General features: G+C 68.5%; 15 protein-coding genes and 2 tRNA genes. 12 read left to right on the top strand and 5 right to left on the bottom strand.

Annotation, left to right across the window (positions count from 1 at the left end; translation table 11 throughout):
• From yidD to rpmH, 3 genes are read right to left on the bottom strand one after another with little or no spacing between them, the layout of a single operon-like run.
• Positions 1–360, bottom strand: a complete 360-nt coding sequence (gene yidD / locus ACQPZG_RS17455; protein ID WP_433546677.1) for a membrane protein insertion efficiency factor YidD — start codon at positions 358–360, stop codon at positions 1–3.
• On the bottom strand, positions 357–758 hold the full coding sequence (rnpA, locus tag ACQPZG_RS17450) for a ribonuclease P protein component (protein ID WP_433546676.1): 402 nt from the start codon (positions 756–758) through the stop codon (positions 357–359). The genes yidD and rnpA overlap by 4 nt, the downstream gene beginning before the upstream one ends.
• Positions 759–776: 18 nt before the next feature.
• Positions 777–914, bottom strand: coding sequence for a 50S ribosomal protein L34 (rpmH, locus tag ACQPZG_RS17445; RefSeq protein ID WP_015797593.1), 138 nt, complete (start codon positions 912–914; stop codon positions 777–779).
• Between the two features lie 395 nt (positions 915–1,309).
• On the opposite strand from rpmH, the gene dnaA reads away from it, so the two are divergent.
• The 11 genes from dnaA to ACQPZG_RS17390 all read left to right on the top strand — a co-directional run bounded on the left by dnaA (position 1,310) and on the right by ACQPZG_RS17390 (position 16,337).
• A complete protein-coding gene (gene dnaA, locus ACQPZG_RS17440) occupies positions 1,310–3,175 on the top strand; it encodes a chromosomal replication initiator protein DnaA (RefSeq protein ID WP_433546675.1) in 1,866 nt (621 codons plus the stop codon).
• Positions 3,176–4,087: 912 nt separating this feature from the next.
• Positions 4,088–5,218, top strand: coding sequence for a DNA polymerase III subunit beta (gene dnaN, locus ACQPZG_RS17435; protein WP_433546674.1), 1,131 nt, complete (start codon positions 4,088–4,090; stop codon positions 5,216–5,218).
• A gap of 131 nt (positions 5,219–5,349) precedes the next feature.
• Positions 5,350–6,231, top strand: a complete 882-nt coding sequence (gnd, locus tag ACQPZG_RS17430) for a phosphogluconate dehydrogenase (NAD(+)-dependent, decarboxylating) (protein ID WP_433546673.1) — start codon at positions 5,350–5,352, stop codon at positions 6,229–6,231.
• Positions 6,232–6,293: 62 nt separating this feature from the next.
• Positions 6,294–7,415 (top strand): DNA replication/repair protein RecF, encoded by a 1,122-nt coding sequence (recF, locus tag ACQPZG_RS17425; protein WP_433546672.1) that lies wholly within the window; start codon positions 6,294–6,296, stop codon positions 7,413–7,415.
• A 113-nt stretch (positions 7,416–7,528) separates the two neighbouring features.
• Positions 7,529–8,035, top strand: a complete 507-nt coding sequence (locus tag ACQPZG_RS17420) for a DUF721 domain-containing protein (protein WP_433549445.1) — start codon at positions 7,529–7,531, stop codon at positions 8,033–8,035.
• A 353-nt stretch (positions 8,036–8,388) separates the two neighbouring features.
• Complete coding sequence (gene gyrB / locus ACQPZG_RS17415) at positions 8,389–10,491, top strand: DNA topoisomerase (ATP-hydrolyzing) subunit B (RefSeq protein WP_433546671.1); 2,103 nt, start codon at positions 8,389–8,391, stop codon at positions 10,489–10,491.
• 42 nt (positions 10,492–10,533) lie between these two features.
• The gene (gene gyrA, locus ACQPZG_RS17410) at positions 10,534–13,152 is read left to right on the top strand and encodes a DNA gyrase subunit A (RefSeq protein ID WP_433546670.1); all 2,619 of its coding nucleotides are present in this window, start codon (positions 10,534–10,536) and stop codon (positions 13,150–13,152) included.
• Positions 13,153–13,245: 93 nt separating this feature from the next.
• Positions 13,246–13,890 carry a DUF3566 domain-containing protein gene (locus ACQPZG_RS17405; protein WP_433546669.1) on the top strand — a complete coding sequence of 215 codons (645 nt, stop codon included), beginning with the start codon at positions 13,246–13,248 and terminating at the stop codon, positions 13,888–13,890.
• Between the two features lie 83 nt (positions 13,891–13,973).
• Positions 13,974–14,047: transfer RNA gene (locus tag ACQPZG_RS17400), tRNA-Ile, on the top strand.
• 156 nt (positions 14,048–14,203) lie between these two features.
• A complete protein-coding gene (locus ACQPZG_RS17395) occupies positions 14,204–14,338 on the top strand; it encodes a DLW-39 family protein (RefSeq protein WP_003958712.1) in 135 nt (44 codons plus the stop codon).
• A 520-nt stretch (positions 14,339–14,858) separates the two neighbouring features.
• The gene (locus ACQPZG_RS17390; RefSeq protein ID WP_433546668.1) at positions 14,859–16,337 is read left to right on the top strand and encodes a hypothetical protein; all 1,479 of its coding nucleotides are present in this window, start codon (positions 14,859–14,861) and stop codon (positions 16,335–16,337) included.
• Between the two features lie 49 nt (positions 16,338–16,386).
• Here ACQPZG_RS17390 and ACQPZG_RS17385 read toward each other — a convergent pair whose 3' ends face one another.
• Both ACQPZG_RS17385 and ACQPZG_RS17380 read right to left on the bottom strand, forming a co-directional pair.
• Entirely contained in the window at positions 16,387–17,937 is a 1,551-nt protein-coding gene (locus ACQPZG_RS17385) for a protein kinase domain-containing protein (protein ID WP_433546667.1), read from the bottom strand.
• Between the two features lie 71 nt (positions 17,938–18,008).
• Complete coding sequence (locus ACQPZG_RS17380) at positions 18,009–18,557, bottom strand: DNA-binding protein (RefSeq protein ID WP_433546666.1); 549 nt, start codon at positions 18,555–18,557, stop codon at positions 18,009–18,011.
• Between the two features lie 161 nt (positions 18,558–18,718).
• Here ACQPZG_RS17380 and ACQPZG_RS17375 point away from each other — a divergent pair.
• Positions 18,719–18,791 (top strand) — tRNA-Ala (locus ACQPZG_RS17375).
• Positions 18,792–18,821 lie beyond the last annotated feature (30 nt).

The following is an 18,821-nucleotide window of genomic DNA, read 5'->3' as shown; positions in this document are numbered from 1 at the left end:
TCAAGCTCCTTGAGCATTGGGCGAGGTCTCTGCGGCCGGGCTCGGGGTGTCGGGGGCGGATCCCCGAGAAGACACGCCATCGGCGGACTTCTCGCCCTTGCTGCCGCGCCACGCGTCGCGCAGCGCTTCGTGCCACCTTCGGCGCGTGCGCGGCGGAACATGGTCCACACCGCCCGGCGACCACGGATTGCACCGCAGAATGCGCCAGGCGGTGAGGGCTGAGCCCTTCACCGCGCCGTGCCGGTCGATGGACGTGAATCCGTAGTGGGAACACGACGGGTAGTACCGGCAGACCGGCCCGAGCATGGGGCTGATGGTCCACTGGTACAGCTTGATGAGCGCCAGCAGCGGGTACTTCATCGCGTGCCTCTCCCCCGACCTTCGGTTTGGGGAGCCCCGCCCAGCAGCCGCTGCAACGCGGCGTCCAGGTCCTGGGCCAGCTGTGCGTAGTCGGCCCCGCCCGCTCCGGGCAGCGCCCGTACGACTACCAGGCTACCGGGGGGCAGCTCGGCAATCCTTTCGCGCATGAGGTGGCGGAGTCTGCGCTTCACCGCGTTGCGTACGACAGCGACTCCGACGGCTTTGCTCACGACGAAACCCGCACGCGTCGGGGGAGTGCTCTCCCCTGCCGCGTGCGGGTCCGTTGCACCGCTACTGCGTAGATGGACGACGAGAAACGGGCGGCCTGCACGGCGCCCTCGTCGTACCGCGGTCGCGAAGTCCTCGCGCCGCCTCAGCCGATTCTCGGTAGGCAGCACGTCATGACCCGTGCGGGATCAGGCGGACAGTTCGCTGCGGCCCTTGGCACGGCGGTTCGCCAGGATGGCGCGGCCGGCACGGGTACGCATGCGCAGACGGAAGCCGTGGGTCTTGGCACGACGACGGTTGTTCGGCTGGAAGGTGCGCTTGCTCACTCGGGGGCTCCAGAAATGAATCGGGGATGGCGGGACATCGCCTGGCTGTCACCGTGCGCCCACGAGGAAGCTCGCAACGCTCTCAGTGCACCGCTTCACGATCATTGACCATGATCTTTGCCCATCGGAGGCAGGCGGCAGCAGCCATCGACAACTCGACCTGGTTACGGTACGCGCGGCTACGCCATCCGGTCAAACCGGGGCTTGTCGGGGCCGCTCTGTGCACAGCCTGTGGACAACAACTTGAACCGCGTGAGCTGCCCCGACTACCGTGGCCAAACCTGGATTCTGGCTTTCGTGGGCATGCAACCCATGTGTCCCTGCCCGTCCAGCCCGTACTTCCCGTCCCGTCCCGAGAACCACACCTTCGTGGGACCTGTGAGAGAGCGTGCCCTGTGGCTGACGTACCTGCCGATCTTGCCGCAGTGTGGCCGCGCGTGCTGGAGCATCTGCTCGGCGAGGGCCAGCAGGGCCTCGAAGCCAAGGACAAGCAGTGGATCGAACGCTGCCAGCCGCTCGCCCTGGTCGCGGACACCGCACTGCTCGCCGTGCCCAACGGATACGGGAAGCAGGTCCTCGAAGGTCGGCTCGCCCCCCTCATCAGCGAGGCACTCAGCCACGAGTGCGGCAGGCCGATCCGGATCGCCGTCACCGTCGACGACTCCGTCGGCGAGTCGCCCGCCCCGCTGTCCCGCCAGCAGCCTTCACAGCCGTCCCCGTACCAGGGACCGCACCAGGGCGGACAGCACCAGGACCAGCAGCAGAACCGGCAGCGCGACGACCAGCAACGCGACGTGCGCGACAGCCGCGACTCGCGCGACTCGCGCGACAGTTACGACAACACCTACGGGCACCGCCCGCAGCACGACGACGGGCTGCCGACAGCCCGCCCCGCCTACCCGGAGTACCGGCAGCAGTCCCGCCCCGCGCCCGGCTCCTGGCCCGGCGGCGCACAGGAAGACCACGGCGGCTGGCAGCAGCCCCGGCTCGGCGGTTTCCAGGAGCGTGACTCCTATTCCCGGCCGCCGCAGCACGACTACCGGACGCAGTTGCCCGACCGGCCCTCGTACGACCAGCAACAGCAGTCGTACGAGCAGCAGCGCCAGGACCACTCGGACCGGCAGGACCACGGCCCCCGTCACGGAGGCGGCCCGAACCTGCCGACGCCCAGCGGCGCTCCCGGCCCGCTCGCCGCTCAGCCCGCGCCCGCGCCGGGTCCAGGAGAGCCGCAGGCCCGGCTGAACCCGAAGTACCTCTTCGACACCTTCGTCATCGGCTCCTCGAACCGTTTCGCCCACGCGGCCGCGGTCGCTGTCGCCGAGGCGCCGGCGAAGGCGTACAACCCGTTGTTCATCTACGGGGAGTCCGGACTCGGCAAGACGCACCTGCTGCACGCCATCGGCCACTACGCCCGCAGCCTCTACCCCGGCACGCGCGTGCGGTACGTGAGCTCCGAGGAGTTCACCAACGAGTTCATCAACTCCATCCGCGACGGCAAGGGCGACGCGTTCCGCAAGCGCTACCGCGACGTGGACATCCTGCTCGTCGACGACATCCAGTTCCTCGCGAGCAAGGAGTCGACGCAGGAGGAGTTCTTCCACACGTTCAACACGCTGCACAACGCGAACAAGCAGATCGTGCTGTCCTCCGACCGGCCGCCCAAGCAACTGGTCACGCTGGAGGACCGGCTGCGCAATCGCTTCGAGTGGGGTCTGACCACCGACGTACAGCCGCCGGAGCTGGAGACGCGCATCGCGATCCTGCGCAAGAAGGCGGTGCAGGAGCAGCTCAACGCCCCGCCGGAGGTACTGGAGTTCATCGCCTCACGCATCTCGCGCAACATTCGCGAGCTGGAGGGGGCGCTGATCCGCGTCACGGCCTTCGCGAGCCTGAACAGGCAGCCGGTGGACCTCGGTCTCACCGAGCAGGTACTGAAGGACCTCATCCCCGGCGGCGAGGACGCCTCGCCGGAGATCACGGCACCCGCCATCATGTCGGCGACGGCGGACTACTTCGGGCTGACGGTGGACGATCTGTGCGGATCCTCGCGCAGCCGCGTGCTGGTGACGGCACGCCAGATCGCCATGTACCTGTGCCGGGAGCTCACCGACCTCTCGCTACCGAAGATCGGCGCGCAGTTCGGCGGTCGGGATCACACGACGGTGATGCACGCAGACCGCAAGATCCGTGCGCTGATGGCCGAGCGCCGGTCCATCTACAACCAGGTCACCGAGCTCACCAACCGCATCAAGAACGGCTGACGACCCGGCCCGTACGACGCCGAAGGGCGCCCGGAGAAGCATTCTCCGGGCGCCCTTTCCTGTTGCCGACAGTGGTCCTGAGGGACGTTGCGCACGCGTCCGCCGGACCCGCCGCCCTGTTTTCCAGGGCTGTGGAGGACCGGCCCTGTTCGAATAGGGGCCCGTGGGCTGCAGTTCTCCACAGATCCTGGGACGATGTCCCGTCCACACCCTGGGGACTGGGAAGTTGTCCAGATTGCGTCCACAGGCACGTGAGCTGAGGCTCCATCACCCCAGGTCAAGTGGCTGTGGAATTGTGGCAAACCGTCATCCACAGGCTGTGGACAGTTTTCCCGTCCACAGGGCACCCGTCGCGTTGTCCACCGATGGCCCACAGGGCTGGAGGTCTTTCCCACAGCTTTTCCCCAGCGTTGTCCACTGTTCGGCAACGGCACAACGCCTCTCACCGGGTCGAGTGAAAGCCGTCACACCAAGGAGCCCGGTTGCCCTGTGGGGAAGCGGGGTAAAGCTGGGGACACACCTGTGGGGAAGTGGGGGTCCCCTGTGCATCGGCTGTGCAGAACTTCGAGCCGTCCACAGAGCGGCCGGGTTGTCCACCGGTCCCGCCCACAGGCGCGGTGGACAAAAAAGTGGGCCTGAGCTGCGAAAACGGGGTTATCCACGGTTTCCACAGGCCCTACTACTACTCCCACTAAGAGTGAGACCGGAATCCGCATAGAAGAAGGGCCTGTGTACAACTCGGCCCAGCGGCCTCTCGCGCCTCTCGCCACGACTTGACCCGCAGCCGCACCGACTGTCGGTGGCGTACGTCAGACTGGTCCCCGGTGAACTTCCCCAGCCGACGGCCGGGAGACACCAGTCCGACGAAGAAAAGCCAGCAGGGCGAGCCAGCAACAGCAGGAGGCGGTTCCGGTGAAGATCCGGGTGGAGCGCGATGTACTCGCGGAGGCGGTGGCCTGGACGGCCCGCAGCCTCCCGGCCCGTCCGCCGGTGCCCGTCCTCGCGGGCCTTCTGCTGAAGGCCGAGGAGGGCGCACTGAGCCTCTCCGGCTTCGACTACGAGGTTTCGGCCCGTGTGTCGGTCGACGCGGAGATCGAGGAGGACGGCACGGTCCTGGTGTCCGGCCGGCTCCTCGCCGACATCTGCCGCGCCCTCCCCAACCGGCCGGTGGAGATTTCCACAGACGGTGTACGGGCGACCGTGGCGTGCGGTTCCTCGCGGTTCACACTCCACACGCTCCCTGTGGAGGAGTACCCGGCGCTGCCGCAGATGCCGTCCGCCACCGGCACCGTGCCGGGTGAGGTGTTCGCCTCCGCCGCCGCCCAGGTGGCCATCGCCGCCGGTCGTGACGACACGCTGCCCGTGCTGACCGGCGTGCGGATCGAGATCGAGGGCGAGACGGTCACACTGGCGTCCACCGACCGCTACCGCTTCGCGGTCCGCGAGTTCCTGTGGAAGCCGGAGGACCCGGACGCGTCCGCTGTCGCCCTGGTGCCCGCCAAGACGCTCCTGGACACCGCCAAGTCGCTGACCAGCGGGGACACGGTGACCATTGCCCTGTCCGGCTCGGGTTCCGGCGAGGGCCTGATCGGTTTCGAGGGTGCCGGTCGTCGTACGACGACCCGTCTCCTCGAAGGTGATCTGCCGAAGTACCGGACGCTGTTCCCGACCGAGTTCAACTCCGTCGCCGTCATCGAGACCGCCCCGTTCGTCGAGGCGGTGAAGCGTGTGGCCCTGGTCGCGGAGCGGAACACCCCGGTCCGGCTGACCTTCGAACAGGGCGTCCTGATCCTCGAAGCGGGTTCCAGCGACGATGCACAGGCTGTGGAGCGTGTCGACGCCAGCCTGGACGGCGACGACATCTCGATCGCCTTCAACCCGACGTTCCTGCTGGACGGCCTGAGTGCCATCGACTCGCCGGTTGCGCAGCTCTCGTTCACGACGTCCACGAAGCCGGCGCTGCTCAGCGGTCGCCCTGCCGTGGATGCCGAGGCGGACGACGCGTACAAGTACCTGATCATGCCGGTGCGGCTCTCGGGCTGAGTCCGGCGGACTTCCGTGCAGGCCCGGGGCCCAAGGGGCGCCGGGCCTCACGTGCCCCTCGGGCTGTCCGCCCGCCCCGGGCGTAGGCTCGGACCCGGGTACGAATCGCCTCGAATGTTAAGGAATCTCTGATGGAGCTCGGTCTCGTCGGCCTCGGCAAGATGGGCGGCAACATGCGCGAGCGCATTCGCCGCGCAGGCCACACCGTCATCGGTTACGACCGCAACCAGGACGTCGCCGACGTCCCCGGCCTGGAAGAGCTTGTGGGCAAGCTCAAGGGCCCGCGCGTCGTATGGGTCATGGTCCCGGCCGGTGACGCCACCCAGACCACGATCGACGCCCTCGGCGAACTGTTGTCGCCCGGCGACGTGGTCGTCGACGGCGGAAACTCGCGCTGGACGGACGACGAGAAGCACGCCGAGGAGCTGAAGGCCAAGGGCATCGGCTTCGTCGACTGCGGTGTCTCCGGTGGCGTCTGGGGCCTGGAGAACGGCTACGCGCTGATGTACGGCGGCGACGCCGACGACGTGGCGAAGGTCCAGCCGGTCTTCGACGCGCTCAAGCCCGAGGGTGATTTCGGCTCCGTGCACGCCGGCAAGGTCGGTGCCGGTCACTTCGCGAAGATGGTCCACAACGGCATCGAGTACGCCATGATGCAGGCGTATGCCGAGGGCTGGGAGCTGCTGGAAAAGGTCGACTCCGTCACGGACGTGCGTGAGGTCTTCCGCTCCTGGCAGGAGGGCACGGTCATCCGCTCCTGGCTGCTGGACCTGGCGGTCAACGCTCTCGACGACGACGAGCACCTGGAGGGGCTGCGCGGGTTCGCCGCGGACTCCGGCGAGGGTCGCTGGACCGTCGAGGCGGCCATCGACAACGCCGTGCCGCTGCCCGCGATCACGGCTTCCCTGTTCGCGCGCTTCGCGTCGCGTCAGGACGACTCCCCGCAGATGAAGATGATCGCCGCGCTGCGCAACCAGTTCGGCGGGCACGCGGTCGAGTCCCACAAGAAGTAGGCACTGCAGCAGTAGGCCCGGAAGGGCAGCGAAGCACAGTCGGGGAAGGTCGGCGCACCACCATGCACGTCACGCATCTGTCGCTGGCCGACTTCCGCTCGTACGCCCGGGTCGAGGTCCCGCTCGACCCGGGCGTCACCGCGTTCGTGGGGGCGAACGGGCAGGGCAAGACGAATCTCGTGGAAGCCGTCGGCTATCTGGCGTCCCTCGGCAGTCACCGGGTCTCCTCCGACGCTCCCCTGGTACGGATGGGAGCCGAGCGGGCCGTGATCCGCGCGGCTGTCACCCAGGGCGAGCGGTCCCAGCTGATCGAGCTGGAACTCAATCCCGGCCGGGCCAATCGTGCCCGCATCAACAGGTCGTCGCAGGTCAGGCCGCGGGACGTGCTGGGGATCGTACGCACGGTCCTGTTCGCGCCCGAGGATCTCGCCCTGGTCAAGGGCGACCCCGGCGAGCGCCGGAAGTTCCTGGACGAGCTGATCACCGCCCGGTCGCCGCGGATGGCCGGGGTGAGGTCCGACTACGAGCGCGTGCTCAAGCAGCGCAATACGCTCCTGAAGTCGGCCGCGATGGCGCGCAGGCACGGCGGCCGGTCCATGGACATGTCCACCATCGACGTGTGGGACCAGCACCTGGCGAAGGCGGGGGCCGAGCTCCTTGCTCAGCGCCTTGATCTGGTCGCCACGCTCCAGCCGCTGACGGACAAGGCGTACGAGCAGCTGGCGCCCGGTGGCGGGCCGGTGGTACTGGAGTACCGGAACTCGGCGCCCGGCGAGGCACAGTCCCGGGAGGACCTCTACGGGCAGTTGTTGGGGGCGCTCGGCGAGGCGCGCAAGCAGGAGATCGAGCGCGGCGTGACCCTCGTGGGTCCGCATCGCGACGAACTGCTCTTGAAACTGGGCCAGTTGCCCGCGAAGGGCTACGCGAGTCACGGCGAGTCCTGGTCCTACGCCCTGGCCCTGCGGCTTGCTTCGTACGACTTGCTGCGCGCGGAGGGGAACGAGCCGGTGCTGGTGCTGGACGACGTGTTCGCGGAGCTGGACGCGCGGCGCCGGGAGCGGTTGGCGGAGTTGGTGGCCCCGGGCGAGCAGGTCCTGGTGACCGCGGCGGTGGACGACGATGTGCCGGGCGTTCTGGCGGGTGCCCGCTACGAGGTGGCCGGTGGCGAGGTGACGCGTCTGTGAGCGGCGAGAGCAGGCCGAAGGCCGGAGCATCGAAGCCGGGGGTGTCGAACGCGGCGGCCGCGAAGACCGTCGGGTCGACGGCCGAGCCGAAGGCCGGGGCCGTTCCGCCGGGGGTGCCTCAGTCGTCGGGAGTGGACCTGGCCCGGCAGGCGCTGGCCGCGGCGAAGGAGCAGGCCCGAGCACGGGGTGCGGCTGCGCAGCAGAAGAAGACGGTGCGCCGTGGGGGCGGTCTGCGCTCCGGGTCGGGGGCCGACGGCCGCGACCCGTTGAAGCTGGGGGCCGCGCTGGACCGGCTGAAGACCGAGCGGGGCTGGGAGATGCCGATCGCGGTCAGCGGGGTGATGGGGCGCTGGAAGGAGATCGTGGGGCCGGACGTGGCTCAGCACTCCGAGCCGCTGAAGTACGACGAGGACGAGCGGATCCTGGTGGTCCGCTGCGATTCCACGGCTTGGGCGACCCAGTTGAAGTGGATGGTGCCCGATCTGCTGCGCCGTCTCAACGCAGAGCTGGGGCGGGACACCGTACGAGTGATCAAACTTCAGGGGCCGAATGCACCGCAACGCCGGTACGGACCGTTGCGGGCGCCGGGAAGTACGGGGCCCGGGGACACGTACGGGTAGGGCGGATGTGTCGGTGTTTCACGTGAAACGTGAAGAGGATGTTTCACGTGAAACCGGACGGCCGGAGTGAGGCGTCCCTCACCGTAGCCGGAGCTTGACAGCTGGAAGCGCTGAGTGCCCGTGTGAGCCGCCTGGAGCCCCTCCCCGGATATGGGGAGTAGGTCGGCCCCGGTTTGGGGCGGCACATGCGGACTCAGGCACCAGCAAACCCCCATTCATGTCCGCGCTACCGGTAGACTGGTCGGTAGTCCTCGCTTAGTTTCGCGGGGCACGTCGACTCACACAGAACGACGCAGCCGCTCCTGCCTGCCTGGGGATGGGGAACCCCCCAGCCGACGGCAGGGGATGGGCCTGTGCTGTGCCAGAAAGGGCGCTTCGTGGCCGATTCCGGCAACCCCAACGAGATCAGTCCGTCCATTGCCGGCGAAGCCGGCGAGGTCACCGACGAGAAGGCAGCCCCGGTGCGCACTTCTTCCGGGGTCACCTCGTCGTACGACGCCAGCGCGATCACAGTCCTTGAGGGCCTGGACGCGGTCCGCAAGCGGCCTGGCATGTACATCGGCTCGACCGGTGAGCGTGGCCTGCATCACATGGTGCAGGAAGTCGTCGACAACTCCGTCGACGAGGCCCTCGCCGGCCACGCGGACGCCATCGACGTCACGATCCTGGCCGACGGCGCGGTGCGTGTCATCGACAACGGTCGAGGCATCCCGGTGGGCATCCACCCCGTCGAGAAGAAGCCGGCCGTCGAGGTCGTGCTCACCGTGCTGCACGCGGGCGGCAAGTTCGGCGGCGGAGGCTACGCGGTCTCCGGTGGTCTGCACGGCGTCGGCGTCTCCGTCGTGAACGCCCTTTCGTACAAGCTGGCCGTCGAGATCAGGACGGACGGCTACCGCTGGACGCAGGAGTACAAGGCGGGGGCCCCGACCGCGCCGCTCGAACGGCACGAGGCCACCGAGGAGACCGGTACCTCGGTCACGTTCTGGGCCGACCCCGACATCTTCGAGACCACCGAGTACTCGTTCGAGACGCTGTCGCGGCGTTTCCAGGAGATGGCGTTCCTGAACAAGGGACTGACCATCAAGCTGACGGACGAGCGGGAGTCCGCGAAGGCCGTCGCCGGTGCGGACACTCCCGAGACGGCGGACGAGGAGCAGGTCCGCACTGTCACGTACCACTACGAGGGCGGCATCGTCGACTTCGTGAAGTACCTGAACTCGCGCAAGGGTGAGCTGATTCACCCGACCGTCATCGACGTGGAGGCCGAGGACAAGGAGCGTCTCCTCTCGGTCGAGATCGCGATGCAGTGGAACTCGCAGTACACCGAGGGCGTGTACTCGTTCGCGAACACGATCCACACGCACGAGGGCGGTACGCACGAGGAGGGCTTCCGTGCGGCCTTGACGGGTCTGGTGAACCGGTACGCGCGGGAGAAGAAGTTCCTGCGCGAGAAGGACGACAACCTCGCCGGTGAGGACATCCGCGAGGGCCTGACCGCGATCATCTCGGTGAAGCTGGGCGAGCCGCAGTTCGAGGGTCAGACGAAGACCAAGCTGGGCAACACGGAGGCGAAGACCTTCGTGCAGAAGGTCGTGCACGAGCACCTCAACGACTGGTTCGACCGCAATCCGAACGAGGCCGCGGACATCATCCGCAAGTCGATCCAGGCCGCCACGGCCCGTGTCGCGGCTCGCAAGGCCCGGGATCTGACTCGTCGCAAGGGGCTGCTGGAGTCGGCATCCCTGCCGGGCAAGCTGTCCGACTGCCAGTCGAACGACCCGACGAAGTGCGAGATCTTCATCGTCGAGGGTGACTCCGCCGGCGGCTCGGCGAAATCCGGCCGCAACCCGATGTACCAGGCGATCCTGCCGATCCGAGGCAAGATCCTCAACGTCGAGAAGGCGCGGATCGACAAGATCCTCCAGAACACCGAGGTGCAGGCGCTGATCAGTGCCTTCGGCACTGGTGTGCACGAGGACTTCGACATCGAGAAGCTCCGCTACCACAAGATCATCCTGATGGCGGACGCCGACGTCGACGGTCAGCACATCAACACGCTGCTCCTGACGTTCCTGTTCCGCTTCATGCGGCCGCTGGTCGAGGCGGGCCACGTCTACCTGTCGCGTCCGCCGCTGTACAAGCTCAAGTGGAGCCGCGACCACGTTGAGTACGCCTACTCCGACCGTGAGCGCGATGCGCTGCGGGAGGCAGGCGAACAGCAGGGCAAGCGCATCAAGGAGGGCGACCTCCAGCGCTTCAAGGGTCTCGGTGAGATGGACGCCGAGGAACTGCGCATCACCACGATGGACGTCGACCACCGTGTGCTCGGCCAGGTCACTCTGGACGACGCGGCCCAGGCCGACGACCTGTTCTCGGTGCTGATGGGCGAGGACGTCGAGGCGCGGCGCTCGTTCATCCAGCGCAACGCCAAGGACGTTCGCTTCCTCGACATCTGAGTCGGTCCGTCGCTGACCGCTTCGAAAGGATTTTGACCAGCAATGGCCGACGAGAACACCCCTGTGACCCCTGCTCCCGAGGATCTGACCGTACGGATCGAGCCCGTCGGGCTTGAGACCGAGATGCAGCGCTCGTACCTCGACTACGCGATGTCCGTCATCGTGGCCCGAGCGCTGCCCGACGTGCGGGACGGCCTGAAGCCCGTGCACCGCCGCGTTCTGTACGCGATGTACGACGGCGGATACCGGCCCGAGAAGGGCTTCTACAAGTGCGCCCGCGTCGTCGGTGACGTCATGGGTACGTACCACCCGCACGGCGACTCCTCGATCTACGATGCCCTGGTGCGGCTGGCGCAGCCGTGGTCGATGCGCATGCCGCTGGTGGCGTCCAACGGCAACTTCGGCTCACCGGGCAACGACCCCGCGGCCGCCATGCGTTACACCGAGTGCAAGATGGCGAACCTCTCGATGGAGATGGTCCGCGACATCGACGAGGAGACCGTCGACTTCACGGCCAACTACGACGGCCGTAACCAGGAGCCGACGGTCCTGCCGTCCCGTTTCCCGAACCTGTTGGTCAACGGCTCGTCCGGCATCGCGGTCGGTATGGCGACCAATATCCCGCCGCACAACCTGCGCGAGGTCGCCGCCGGTGCGCAGTGGTGCCTGGAGAACCCGGAGGCATCTCAGGAGGAGGTCCTGGACGCGCTCCTGGAACGCATCAAGGGCCCCGACTTCCCGACCGGCGCCCTGGTGGTGGGCCGCAAGGGCATCGAGGAGGCGTACCGGACGGGCCGCGGTTCGATCACGATGCGCGCCGTGGTGGCGGTCGAGGAGATCCAGAACCGTCAGTGCCTGGTCGTGACGGAGCTCCCGTACCAGACCAACCCGGACAACCTCGCGCAGAAGATCGCCGACCTGGTGAAGGACGGCAAGGTCGGCGGAATCGCCGACGTCCGGGACGAGACCTCCTCGCGGACCGGCCAGCGCCTCGTCGTCGTGCTCAAGCGCGACGCCGTCGCCAAGGTCGTGCTGAACAACCTCTACAAGCACACCGACCTGCAGTCGAACTTCAGCGCGAACATGCTGGCACTGGTCGACGGGGTGCCGCGCACGCTGTCGCTGGACGCGTTCATCCGGCACTGGGTGACGCACCAGATCGAGGTCATCGTCCGGCGCACGAAGTTCCGTCTGCGCAAGGCGGAAGAGCGGGCGCACATCCTGCGCGGTCTGCTCAAGGCCCTGGACGCGATCGACGAGGTCATCGCGCTGATCCGCCGCTCCAACACGGTCGAGATCGCCCGCGAGGGCCTGATGGGCCTGCTGTCGATCGACGAGATCCAGGCGAACGCGATCCTGGAGATGCAGCTGCGCCGACTGGCCGCGCTGGAGCGTCAGAAGATCGTGGCGGAGCACGACGAGCTCCAGGCCAAGATCAACGAGTACAACGAGATCCTGGCCTCCCCGGAGCGCCAGCGCGCCATCGTCAGCGAGGAACTGGCCGTCATCGTCGACAAGTTCGGCGACGACCGGCGCTCGCAGCTGGTGCCCTTCGACGGCGACATGTCCATGGAGGACCTGATCGCCGAGGAGGACATCGTCGTCACCATCACCAACGGTGGCTACGTGAAGCGCACCAAGACCGAGGACTACCGGTCGCAGAAGCGCGGCGGCAAGGGCGTGCGCGGCACGAAGCTGAAGCAGGACGACATCGTCGACCACTTCTTCGTGTCGACCACCCACCACTGGCTGCTGTTCTTCACGAACAAGGGCCGGGTGTACCGGGCGAAGGCGTACGAGCTTCCCGACGCCGGGCGTGACGCCCGGGGCCAGCACGTGGCGAACCTGCTCGCGTTCCAGCCGGACGAGAAGATCGCGCAGATCCTCGCAATCCGGGACTACAACGCCGCGCCGTACCTGATCCTGGCCACCAAGGGCGGCCTGGTGAAGAAGACGTCGCTGAAGGATTACGACTCGCCCCGTTCGGGTGGTGTCATCGCGATCAACCTGCGGGAGACCGCGGACGGCAGCGACGACGAGCTGATCGGTGCCGAGCTGGTGTCGGCGGAGGACGATCTGCTGTTGGTCAGCAGGAAGGCCCAGTCGATCCGGTTCACGGCGACGGACGACGCGCTGCGTCCGATGGGCCGGGCGACGTCCGGTGTGAAGGGCATGAGTTTCCGTGAGGGTGACGAACTGCTCTCGATGAATGTGGTCAGGCCCGGTACGTTCGTCTTCACCGCGACCGACGGCGGGTACGCGAAGCGCACCCCGGTCGACGAGTACCGGGTCCAGGGTCGTGGTGGTCTGGGCATCAAGGCTGCCAAGATCGTGGAGGACCGGGGCTCGCTCGTGGGCGCGCTGGTGGTGGAGGCGACGGACGAGATCCTCGCCATCACCCTCGGCGGTGGTGTGATTCGTACGCGAGTCAACGAAGTCAGGGAGACGGGCCGTGACACCATGGGCGTCCAACTGATCAACCTGGGCAAGCGGGACGCCGTCGTCGGCATCGCGCGCAACGCCGAGGCCGGTCGTGAGGCCGAGGAGGTCGACGGCGCCGAAGGCGGGCCGGAGACCGAGGTGGACAGTGCGGTCACTGCCATGACCGCGGCAGAAGTACCCGAGGGCGCAGAGTCCTCGGGTGGGGAGCGCGAGGAGTAAGTCGTGAGTGGAGCCACGGGCACCGGAAAAAAAGCTTCCGGGGCCGGAGCACCCGGTGCCCGTGGCTCTGCCGCGGACTCCCAGGGGGGAACTGTGACAGATACCCGGGGGCCGCAGCCCTCGCAGGGATACGACGGGTACGCGGCGGGGCCGCTGCCCGGCGAGCGGGACCAGCCGGCCCAGGGACCGGACTCCCAGCCGTACCACCCGCCCCAGGCGTACCAGGCTGCCCCTGCGGGGGGCGGCGGTACGCAAGGCGGGCAACGTGGCCCTCAGCAGGCCGGTGGAGGCACGCAGGGCGGGCAGGTCGAGGCGGCGGTGCGTCGCCCTCGCACAGGGGCGCGGACGACGCCTCGTACGCGCAAGGCGCGGCTGCGGGTGGCTAAGGCGGACCCGTGGTCGGTGATGAAGGTCAGCTTCCTGCTGTCGATCGCGCTGGGTATCTGCACGGTGATCGCGGCGGCCGTGCTGTGGATGGTCATGGATGCCATGGGTGTCTTCGAGACCGTCGGCGGCACGATCAGTGAGGCGACCAGTTCGACGGCCGGCTCCGTCGAGAGCGCCGGGTTCGACCTCCAGTCGTTCCTGTCGCTGCCCCGGGTGCTGATCTTCACCTCGGTGATCGCGGTGATCGACGTGGTGCTGGCGACGGCACTCGCGACGCTGGGCGCGTTCATCTACAACCTGTCGGCCGGTTTCGTCGGCGGCGTGGAGCTCACGCTCGCCGAAGACGAGTAGGGCCTCGTGGCGGGGGTGGGGAACCGATTTTGGGACTGCCCCCCACGTGCGCTAATCTTCAGGAGTCAGCGCGCGAGCGCGGCGGGGCTATAGCTCAGTTGGTTAGAGCGCATCCCTGATAAGGATGAGGCCACAGGTTCAAATCCTGTTAGCCCCACAGTGACCGGTTGGCCCGGACGAGGATTCCTCGTCCGGGCCAACCGGTTTTGTGCGTCGGAAAGCAGAGCACCCGGTAGGTCACCGATCGGTATCGGTCGGTGTGTATAGTCGGCCGCCAAAGGTCTCCTACGTCAAGGAAAGACGAGGTCGCGCGGTGAAGAAGCTTCTCCTGGTCGCACTGGCCGCCATTGGCGGGCTCCTCGTGTACCGCCAGATCCAGGCGGATCGCGCCGAGCAGGATCTGTGGACGGAGGCGACTGACTCCGTGCCCGCAGGTTCGGGTGTCTGAACCCCAGTAGTCCCCCACAGGGCCCCGGCCGCTCGAAGCGGCCGGGGCCCTGTGCTGTGCCGGGACGGCCGCGGGCGCTCTCGGGCGGTGAGGTCGTTTCGGAATCGTGGTGACTCCAATGTGTGTTCCGCTGTGCAAATTGCCGACTTGTGAGAGTGGGTGCAGAGGGCGCGGAAGAGGCGACGGATGCAGGCTGAGGGCGAGGACTGCCAGGACCGACAGCCATTGCCGGGCATGCCCGCGACGGGAGCCTGGCTGTTTCACGTGAAACACCGCGCGCCGGGATCGGCGATGTTTCACGTGAAACACGTGTTCCGAAGTGGGCTGGCCGTCGTCGCGCCTGGTCCGTCACCGCGACCTGAGCGAGCGCTCGACCCCGAGGCGGTGACGCGGTGCGTGCGCGGCGTACGCCTTGCCGAGTACCTCCGCGCGCACAGCTCGCCGGAGTTTGCCGCCACGGGCAGCGCAGGGCTTTCTCGGGGCCGCTGGCGCTGCTGCCGGGCAGGCTACGGTACCTGTCGTGCCGGCGAAGGCCGTCATGGTGGTGACGAACGCTCAGGCTCCGGTACTCCTGGCGGTGCGGCGACGGACGACCGGGGACACGGACGAGGGGTGGCGTGTGAGGGTGCAGCGCAGCAGCTACAAGGGACGTCGGGCGCTTCGGGAGGTGCTTGCCGGGACGGCGGCGCTGTGCGTGGTGGCGGGGTTTCCGGGGCAGGCGTGGGCGGTCGATGAGCCCGCCCCTTACGTCTTCGCCCCGACGGCCCAGCCGGTCCGGGGTGCGGTGAGCACGGCGGAGGCTCCGCCCCTGGCGGCCGGGGGGACGTACAAGGACAGCATCGAACCGAAAGGAAAGCGGTTCTACCGGCTGGACCTCGACGCACGGACGAACGCGTATGTGTCGGCCGTCGCCGTGCCGAAACCCGGGGCCGAGGTCGGATCGGGCGACGATCTGAAGGTGTCCGTCCTGGACCGCGACAGCAGTTCCTGCGACCCGGGCGACAGGGTGTCCTTGGGCGGTTCGGATGCCTACGCGCGGCCGCTCAGCACGTACGCGGGCAGGCTGATCAAGGAGGGCTCGCGGAGCTGTCAGGGTGCCGGCACGTACTACGTGCTGGTCGAGCGGGGTGGTTCGGCGAAGTCCGCGCCGGAGAACTGGGACCTGGAGATCCGCCACCAGAGCGAACCCGGCCTCAAGGCGGCCGGGCCGACGGAGGCCCCGAAGAGCTGGCCCAGTGCTTCCCCCGCCCCGCCCACCGGCGGTCCGCAGCAGCGCGATGGCGGCACCGGCTTCAACGATGCCACCGGGCTGACCACCGGCGAATGGAGCGACCGGATCGGGCCCGGAGAGTCACTGTTCTACCGCGTGCCGGTCGATTGGGGACAGCAGATCTTCACCGACATCGACCTGCACAGCGCGGTCGGTGACAAGAAGGGGGCCGTCGGCAGCGCACTGTCCTTCGCCCTGTTCAATCCGGCGCGCGGGTTCGTGCAGCAAGCGAGCCCGCTTCTGTACGACGGGAAGCAGAAGTCGGCGGCGATGTCCCCGTTGCCGCCCGTGGCGTACCAGAACCGCTTCACCTCCCGCAGCGGGGACAAGGACATGCAGCTGGCCGGCTGGTACTACCTCCGGGTCACCTTGAATCCCAAGGTGGGCGAGGTCTTCGGCGACCAGCCGTACGGGATGACGCTGCGAGTCGGCGTCGAGGGCGACAGGTCGGGCGCACCCGCCTACGCGGAAGCTGCCGGTGACTTCGGTGTCTCGGACGAGGACCGGCAGGCGGCAGCGGGCGGGCTGAGCGAGACGCAGGAGAAGCGCAACGGCACGATGCGGGTGGTCGCGGCGGCCGGCATCGGTTCCGGGACCGTACTCGTCCTGGGGCTCGGGGTGTGGACGCTGCTGGCTCGTCGGCGGGCGGGCACGGGCGTGTCCGGCTCCGCGTCGGCGGCCGAGCCGCAGCACCACGAGCAGAGAAACGGGAGGCCTGCGGGCTTCTAGGCCGGGAGCCCGGCTGGCCGGTCGGTGGGTCAGGCGTCGACAGCGCGTTTCAGGTCTGTGTCAGGGCCCAGATGCCCACGGCGAAACACAGCAGGGCGAGCATCAGGACCGGGACCGCCACCTTCGCGGGAGGTCCCGGCCGTCGTCGTACGGGTGTCCCGACGGGCGCGAACTGCGGGTGGGGGTGCGGTGCGAGCGGAGGGCGCGGTGTGAACTCGGAGTGAGGCGCGGCATAAGGGTGTTGCCGGGCCTGCGCTGCCGCGGGTGCAGGAAGGCCGGTGGCCGGTGAGGTGTAGGCGCGGGTGGCGGGCTGCTGCCGACCGACTGCGGCGGTGACGGCCTGGGAGGGGTCCGGCGGCGTTCCGTAGGGCGGCGGGGTCGGGTGGGCGGGTGCGGGAGGCGGGGCGACGTGCGGTGGTGGCGCGAGGTGGAAGCTGCCGGTCTGCGACATCGAGGTGTCTGCCGCCTGCGAAACCGAGGGCGAGGGCGAGGCCGGGTCAGGGCCGGGAGGGGACGACTGGCCGGGCGGTCCGTACGGTTGCCCGCCCGAAGTGTTCGGCGGCTGGCCGGACTGGGGCGTCGGACCGTGATGGGGCGGCACGCTGTCAGGCGGGGTGCCGCGAGGCCGTGCGTGGGGGGCCGGGGTGGCGGGGTCACGGCCGTGCGACGGCTGGGGGGCGGCGGCTCGGGACGGGCGGGGGTCGGAGGCTTGCGCGGCAGGTTCCGGGCCGGACGGGCCGAACCCTGCCGGGAGGGGACCGATCTGGTCGAACACCTCGACGCGGTCCTCGTCGGGATGGACGTCCGGCAGCATCTCGACCGCTGTGGTCAGGGCCTTGCGGACGCCTGTGGCCGTACGGAACCGGGCCTGCGGGTCGGGCTGGAGCAGGCCCGCCACGACCTGCCACAGCGGCTCCTCGATGCCCTGCGGGGCGGCAGGAACCCCGTAGGTGGCGAAGTGCTCGACCAGCGCCTTGGAGTCCGGTTTGCGGCCCTGGAGGAGGTAGAGGGCGACCAGGCCGACCGCGAACAGGTCGGCGGGAAAGTCGGGTTCGGCGCCCAGCAGTTGCTCGGGCGCGAAGTAGCCCGGCGTTCCGACGACGTAGTCCGTCTCGGTGAGGCGGGGTTCGCCCTTGCGCATGGAGATGCCGAAGTCGGAGAGCCGCAGGTGCGGGCGGCCGGTGCCGGTGGCCTCCAAGAGGATGTTCGCGGGCTTGATGTCGCGGTGCACGACACCCTCCGCGTGCACGGCGGCCAGTCCCGCGAGGAGCTGGTCGAGGAGGGTGCAGACGAAGCGGGGCGGGAGCGGGCCGTAGTCCCCGATGACGTGGGCGAGCGAACCGCCGGCCACCAGGTCCATCGTGAACAGCACCTTGTCGTCGTCCGCCGCCCAGCTGGCAGGCGCCAGGACGTGCGGATGGTCGATGCGCAGTGCCTGTTCGCGAACGAAGCGCAACAGGGTGTGCGCGTCGCTCTGCTGGAGCACCTTCGCGGCGACGTAACGCCGCCTCCGGTGGTCCCAGGCGCGCCACACCGCGCCCACCCCGCCCCGGCCGATCGGATCGATCAGCTCGTACCGCCCCGCGAAAACCTCACCCATGGTGCTGCGCCCGCTCCCCGATCCGCTTCGTCCCGCTGCCGTACGGCTCGCTCCTCCGCATCCGGCGGCCGTCAGTTCTGGTGTGCCTCGTAGTGCGCGATCGCCTCGGCGGTGCGCCCGGCCCCGTACACCCGCAGGAACTCTGCCAGTTCCGGATGGTCGGCGGAGAGGGAATCCGCTGCGTGGATGATGTCCCCCGCCCCCGCCACGGACCGCAGCAGCGACTGGATCTCGCGGACCACGCGGCGCACCGTCGGCGCCCCCGAACTCGACGTCGTCTGGCTGGCGGTGCTCAGCACCGATCCGCCCTGCGACTTCCTGATTTCTTCCATCCGGTCGGTCGCCTCCCCCGCGCTGACGCTGCCGTCGGCGACCTGGCCCGCGAGGTCCTGGAGCGCCTGCACGCGCTGGACCACGGCGGGGTTGCCGATCTTGGCTCGTTGGCCGCTCATCAGCTGGGACAGCATGGGCGCGGACAGGCCGAGTACGGCGGCGAGCCTGGCCTGATTGAGGCCCAGGTCGTCTATGAGGCGACGGAAGAGCGCCCCCAGCGGCTCCCCGTACCAACTGCGCTGAAGCTCCCTGGCTCTCGCCGCGGCTTCCTGCTGTGCTGCGTCCATCTGCGTCTCCCCTTCGCTGCTGCGAACCTCGCGGTGCATCTTACGGAGAGTGGTCGTCGGCGGGGAGCCCCAATCTGTTTGCGAAATTACCGGGGACACCCGCTACTCTGGTGTCCGTCGGTCGCCGGGTGCTGTTCCGCTCGCTTCCGGACACCCTTTTCGGGGCCTTAGCTCAGTTGGTAGAGCGCTGCCTTTGCAAGGCAGATGTCAGGAGTTCGAATCTCCTAGGCTCCACAGTGAAACACCCTCTGATCTGCGGAAACG

The organism is Streptomyces sp. CA-294286 (assembly GCF_050947155.1).
In the GTDB taxonomy this organism is placed as follows: domain Bacteria; phylum Actinomycetota; class Actinomycetes; order Streptomycetales; family Streptomycetaceae; genus Streptomyces.
Note: the sequence above shows the minus strand (reverse complement) of the source record. Positions and strands in the feature narration are given on the sequence as shown.